1 protein-coding gene is annotated in these 7,764 nt (G+C 40.0%); it reads left to right on the forward strand.

Features of this window, described 5'->3' with window-relative positions:
- Positions 1–345 precede the first annotated feature (345 nt).
- A partial coding sequence (locus CJ239_RS11240; RefSeq protein ID WP_142367014.1) for a YPDG domain-containing protein occupies positions 346–7,764 on the forward strand: 7,419 nt, incomplete at its 3' end.

Consider the following 7,764-nt stretch of genomic DNA (forward strand, 5'->3'; position numbering starts at 1 on the left):
CTCAAACGTCTCACACTTAATTCCACCATAAAAATCCGTTTTAGACTAATTTCCACTTTGGTCAGGCAAGTGGAAGTTACTTTGAGAAGTTAGCTTAGCACTTGTTTTATGCGATAAATAGTTTTTTTCTTGTTTAAATATATCAAAAATGGTATAATTGAGCTGTGATAGCTGTGATAGCTGTGATAGCTGTGATAGCTGTGATAGCTGTGATAGCTGTGATAGCTGTGATGTGTAAGATATGCTCATCATAGTAGGTTTCATGGGTGCATTACTATAAGGTGTGTGGCCATGAAAGTTGCTTTTTATTTGATTTTGTGTTTTAACATAACATAAGGAGGAACAATGGAAAACAAATCAAATTCACTCAATAGAATAAAGCGTCACCAACGTGAAAAGGTTCTACGCTTCTCTATTCGTAAATATAGCTTTGGTGCGGCTTCAGTAGCTGTTGCAGCACTGATGTTTTTGGGTGCGCGCGTTGCTAGTGCGGATAGTGTGATTGAAAATCATTCACAACCTACCACAGATGTGGTTAACCAGAAGGAGAAGGATAAACCACTTGTAGAGATTCAACAACCTACCGATAATAAAGTAGAAGTTGCACAGAATCCTTCAGAAAAGGAACTGGTAACTAATATTGAAAGCGTTATCAAAGTGGTTGATAAAGCGAAATTAAAAAAAGTAGTTGAAGAGTTAAAGACTACTCTTTCATCGAAATCAGATCTTGACAAGTCAGTTATTTCTCCGATTAAGGACAGAGTTCAAAAAGGGCAAGCCCTACTAGACAGTGATACTGCAACGCAGAAGGATGTAAATGAACTACTTTCTCTTTTAGAAAGTGATTTAACTGCTTTATCAAATGCTACTAAAGAATCAAGCAAGGTTCAAGAAACTGCAACTGAGAATAAGACTGAAATCAAAGATAATAAAACAGCTTCTGAACTAAGTGAAGCTGATAAAACTATTTCAGATAAGAAAGAATCGCTAAAATTGTCTGCTGAACAATTACAAGCGGCAGTTCTTGAGCTTCCTGAACATGAATCAACTAAAGAAGTATTTGAAAAAGCTAACGAACTCTTGGGATTAGCCCAAGGGGTTATTCAGAATACAACAATTTCTCTGAACGATGTTGAAGATGTAACAAAGCGTGTGAAGAGAATGTTTAACTCTGTTAAAATTGCTACTTTGCGTCTAACTTCAGGTAAAAATGACCCACGTAATGGGAATAAGATTGAAGAAGGAACAAATGTAAGAGCGGCTTCAATTTCTCCAACATGGGATTCAAGTGACAACTTATTAATTTATCAACGTCACCGTGCGAGTGATGGAAGCAGAGTCGTTAGAAATGGATTAAGAGAATATACCGAAAAAAAAGTAGATATGTTCGCTAAAACGACAACAATCAACGGAGAACGTTATGTAGTTTATGATGTTTTCTTCAATAATGATGGTGTTTCAATGGCTCACCTAAGTAGATATCAAATCTATCGATTAATTTTACCACCTCAAATTTTAGATTTAACAAGCGAGGGTCTTTATAAAGATAATACTTTAAGAGATTTAAAATTTGAAACTTATACGAGAAATGGTAACTCTGGAACGCTTTCTCAAAATCCAGAAAACTTTACTAGAACGGCTACTTATAATGTTAATTTCTTAAGAAATTCAGTTGATTATGGTTCAGGTTGGAAAAAATTAACGTATTTCAACGCATTAGATATTAGACATAATAGAAGTTATAACCAAGACATGAGTGAAACCTTTAAAGGGAATAGTAATGATCCACTTTTAATCCATGCGGTAACAAGAACGGAGAGCAAATTTAATCAATACTCTTATGGTTTCGGGATTAAAACAGAGGATAGAGATTCTGCGATTCACATGCAATTGAAAGCTAAGCTGAAAGCTGGAGTAACAGATGATCAGGTAAGAGAGGCCTTTGCATTAGCAGTTGCGGGTACGTTCGGAAAAACTACAAACCAAGCATATACATTTGTTTCAGGAAAAGATGCAAATGAACCGAAATATACAGATTATCCAGACCAACCAGTACAACCAACATTAAGAGAAAAACAGGCAAAACTATACCCTATCCAAGGTAGCACTCATACAAAAGTTGTAGGAGATACAATTCTAAACACAGGTAATCCTGTAGCGGATAAATATATTACGCGTAAGGGCAGTGGAGATTTCCCTGCTAGAATGAGCTGGAGTTGGGAAGGAAATAATTCTCCAAGTACAGCAAATGCTGGTAAGTTCACTTATACAGCAATTGCAAGATACCAAGATGGCTCTACATCAAAAGATGCAAATTCAGGATCAGATGGAAGAGTTTACTTTACGGTTAACCCTAAAAAACCTACGATTACAACGAGTGTAGTGAACAAAAAAGGCTTAACAAATCAAACAATAGAAGTTAATGTAGGTAGCGGGGTTAAAAATGGATCTGTTGTAAAATTATACGATGGAAATCGTGTGATTGGACAAGGAACATCAAATGGGACAACTGCAAGAATTACGGTATCAGGAGCTTTACCAGGAAATCCTCTTAAAGCTGAAACAACGGTTGACAATGGTGGAGTTGTAGTCTCTGAGAAAAGTGATCCAGTTACACCAACAGAAGCACCAGATACACAAGCACCAACATTAGCTATTACACCAGCTAATCAAACAGTAGTTGAAGGACAAACTGTAACCTTTACAGTAACAGCAAGAGATAATAAACATGTTAATCTTGATGCTAATGATTTTCTAAAAAAATACGGTACTAGAGTCTTTTCAGGGAAAGCCTCTATAGCTTCACCAACAGACACTGATACTGAAAAAATAAGACGAATTACGATTACAACAACAGCAGAAGATGTTGGTAAGACTAATACAATTACTTTCAATGCTACGGATAATGCTAATCACAGAGCGACACCAGTAACCTTTACTCTTACTGTAACTTCACGTGATAAGATAGCTCCAACAATCACAGCAGGTAATGCTACAGTAACAAGCCGTGAACAAATCACTCCAATTTCTGTAACAGCTGTAGATAATACAGGTGGAGTAGGAATGCGCGATAATAATCCGATCGAAGTAACAGGATTACCAACAGGATTAACATATGCGAATAATCGAATTACGGGAACACCGACTGGAGCGCCTGGAAATAGTACAGTAACCATTAAAGCCTATGACAAAAATGGGAATATGGCTACAAAAACAATCACAATTACAGTACGAAGCCAAGCAGATGCTCACAATCCAACAGGAACAGGATTAACTGTAAACCAAAACCATACTATTACAGATGCGGAATTAAAAGCAAAAGTAAGTAACTATGCTCCTGGAACATTATCAATTGTAAGCAGACCATCAACAGCTAATGCAGGAAACGCAGGAAATGCGGTAGTGAAAGTCACATACCCAGATGGAACATTTGATACTGTAAATGTACCAGTTACAGTAACAGACGTAACAGGACCAACAATTACAGCGGACAGCGCAACAGTAACGAAAAATGAATCGATTACCCCAATTCCAGTAACAGCTGTAGATAATACAGGTGGAGTAGGAATGCGCGATAATAATCCGATTGAAGTAACTAACTTACCTGCAGGATTAAGATATGCGAATAACCAAATTACAGGAACACCAACAGCAGGAGTAGGTTATTATACTGTAACAATTAAGGCGTACGATAAAAACAATCGTTCAACTACAAAACAAATTAGAATTACAGTACGAAGCCAAGCAGAAGCTCACAATCCAACAGGGGCAGGATTAACTGTAAATCAAAACCATACCATTACAGATGCGGAATTAAAAGCAAAAGTAAGTAATGTTGGCCCAGGAACTTTATCAATTGTAAGTAGACCATCAACAGCTACAGCAGGAAACGCAGGAAATGCGGTAGTGAAAGTCACATACCCAGATGGAACATTTGACAATGTGAATGTACCAGTTACAGTAACAGACGTAACAGGACCAACAATTACAGCGGAAAGCGCAACAGTAACGAAAAATGAATCGATTACCCCAATTCCAGTAACAGCTGTAGATAATACAGGTGGAGTAGGAATGCGCGATAATAATCCGATTGAAGTAACTAACTTACCTGCAGGATTAAGATATGCGAATAACCAAATTACAGGAACACCAACAGCAGGAGTAGGTTATTATACTGTAACAATTAAGGCGTACGATAAAAACAATCGTTCAACTACAAAACAAATTAGAATTACAGTACGAAGCCAAGCAGAAGCTCACAATCCAACAGGAGAAACCTTAACAGTTCCGTATAACCATAACATTACGGATGATGAAGTGAAGGCTAAAGTACAAAACTTTGCTCCAGGAACTTTAACGGTACAAAGTAAACCGTCAACAAATACATCAGGTAATGTCGGAAATGCGGTAGTGAAAGTCACATACCCAGATGGTTCACATGATACAGTAAATGTTCCAGTAGTCGTAGGACGTCCAAATAAAGATGATTACACACCGAAGTACAATGATGGAAATGGCAAACCAGGTGAATCAGTAGGAATCCCAGTAGGCGAAGCCAATGGTAAGACAATTCCATCAGGTACAACATACACAAGTGGAACACCAGGCCTTATCACAGTAGATGACAAAGGAAAAGTTACTGTAACCATTCCTTCAGATAAGAATCCAGGAGATAAGGTAACAGGAAAAGTCCTTGTCCGCTACCCAGATGGATCAGAAGAAGAAGTCCCAGTCACTGTAACCGTAGTTAACCGTGATAAAGATGACTATACACCGAAGTATGACGATGGAAATGGCAAACCAGGCGAATCAGTAGAGATTCCAGTAGGCGAAGCCAATGGTAAGACAATTCCATCAGGTACAACATACACAAGTGGAACACCAGGCCTTATCACAGTAGATGACAAAGGCAAAGTAACGGTAACCATTCCTTCAGATAAGAACCCAGGAGATAAGGTAACAGGAAAAGTCCTTGTCCGCTACCCAGATGGATCAGAAGAAGAAGTCCCTGTAAAAGTAACCGTAGTTAACCGTGATAAAGATGACTACACACCTAAGTACAATGATGGCAATGGCAAACCAGGCGAATCAGTAGAGATTCCAGTAGGCGAAGCCAATGGTAAGACAATTCCATCAGGTACAACATACACAAGTGGAACACCAGGCCTTATCACAGTAGATGACAAAGGCAAAGTAACGGTAACCATTCCTTCAGATAAGAACCCAGGAGATAAGGTAACAGGAAAAGTCCTTGTCCGCTACCCAGATGGATCAGAAGAAGAAGTCCCTGTAAAAGTAACCGTAGTTAACCGTGATAAAGATGACTACACACCTAAGTACAATGATGGCAATGGCAAACCAGGAGCTTCAGTAGGCATTCCAGTAAGTGAAGCCAATGGTAAGACTATTCCAGCAGGCACAACTTACACAAGCTTAACACCAGGCGTAGTCACAGTAGATGACAAAGGAAAAGTCACTGTAACTATTCCAGCCGATAAGAACCCAGGTGACGAAGTAACAGGAAAAGTTTTAGTAAGATACCCAGATGGCTCAGAAGAAGAAGTCCCAGTCACTGTAACCGTAGTTAACCGTGATAAAGATGATTACACACCGAAGTATGATGATGGAAATGGCAAACCAGGCGAATCAGTAGAGATTCCAGTAGGCGAAGCCAATGGTAAGACAATTCCATCAGGTACAACATACACAAGTGGAACACCAGGCCTTATCACAGTAGATGACAAAGGAAAAGTCACAGTAACTATTCCTTCAGATAAGAATCCAGGAGATAAGGTAACAGGAAAAGTCCTTGTCCGCTACCCAGATGGCTCAGAAGAAGAAGTTCCAGTCACTGTAACCGTAGTTAACCGTGATAAAGATGACTACACACCGAAGTATAATGATGGTAATGGCAAACCAGGCGAATCAGTAGAGATTCCAGTAGGCGAAGCCAATGGTAAGACAATTCCATCAGGTACAACATACACAAGTGGAACACCAGGCCTTATCACAGTAGATGACAAAGGCAAAGTAACGGTAACCATTCCTTCAGATAAGAACCCAGGTGATGAAGTAACAGGAAAAGTCCTTGTCCGCTACCCAGATGGCTCAGAAGAAGAAGTCCCTGTAAAAGTGACAGTAGTCAACCGTGATAAAGATGATTACACACCGAAGTACAATGACGGAAATGGCAAACCAGGCGAATCAGTAGAGATTCCAGTAGGCGAAGCCAATGGTAAGACAATTCCATCAGGTACAACCTACACAAGTGGAACTCCAGGCCTTATCACAATAGATGACAAAGGCAAAGTAACGGTAACCATTCCTTCAGATAAGAATCCAGGAGATAAAGTAACAGGAAAAGTCCTTGTCCGCTACCCAGATGGCTCAGAAGAAGAAGTCCCTGTAAAAGTGACAGTAGTCAACCGTGATAAGGATGACTACACACCGAAGTATGACGATGGAAATGGCAAACCAGGCGAATCAGTAGAGATTCCAGTAGGCGAAGCCAATGGTAAGACTATTCCATCAGGTACAACATACACAAGTGGAACACCAGGCCTTATCACAGTAGATGACAAAGGAAAAGTAACGGTAACCATTCCTTCAGATAAGAACCCAGGTGATGAAGTAACAGGAAAAGTCCTTGTCCGCTACCCAGATGGCTCAGAAGAAGAAGTCCCTGTAAAAGTGACAGTAGTCAACCGTGATAAGGATGACTACACACCGAAGTATGACGATGGAAATGGCAAACCAGGCGAATCAGTAGAGATTCCAGTAGGCGAAGCCAATGGTAAGACTATTCCATCAGGTACAACCTACACAAGTGGAACACCAGGCCTTATCACAGTAGATGACAAAGGAAAAGTTACTGTAACCATTCCTTCAGATAAGAATCCAGGAGATAAGGTAACAGGAAAAGTCCTTGTCCGCTACCCAGATGGCTCAGAAGAAGAAGTCCCAGTCACTGTAACCGTAGTTAACCGTGATAAAGATGACTACACACCGAAGTATGACGATGGAAATGGCAAACCAGGCGAATCAGTAGAGATTCCAGTAGGCGAAGCCAATGGTAAGACAATTCCATCAGGTACAACATACACAAGTGGAACACCAGGCCTTATCACAGTAGATGACAAAGGAAAAGTAACGGTAACCATTCCTTCAGATAAGAACCCAGGTGATGAAGTAACAGGAAAAGTCCTCGTCCGTTATCCAGATGGCTCAGAAGAAGAAGTCCCAGTCACTGTAACCGTAGTTAACCGTGATAAAGATGACTACACACCGAAGTATGATGATGGTACAGGCAAACCAGGAGCTTCAGTAGAGATTCCAGTAGGCGAAGCCAATGGTAAGACAATTCCATCAGGTACAACCTACACAAGTGGAACACCAGGCCTTATCACAGTAGATGACAAAGGAAAAGTCACAGTAACCATTCCTTCAGATAAGAATCCAGGAGATAAAGTAACAGGAAAAGTCCTTGTCCGCTATCCAGATGGCTCAGAAGAAGAAGTCCCTGTAAAAGTGACAGTAGTCAACCGTGATAAGGATGACTACACACCGAAGTATGACGATGGAAATGGCAAACCAGGCGAATCAGTAGAGATTCCAGTAGGCGAAGCCAATGGTAAGACTATTCCATCAGGTACAACCTACACAAGTGGAACTCCAGGCCTTATCACAGTAGATGACAAAGGAAAAGTTACTGTAACCATTCCTTCAGATAAGAATCCAGGAGATAAGGTAACAGGAAAAGTCCTT

This window comes from Streptococcus sp. UMB0029 (assembly GCF_002871495.1).
Classification (GTDB): Bacteria; Bacillota; Bacilli; order Lactobacillales; family Streptococcaceae; genus Streptococcus.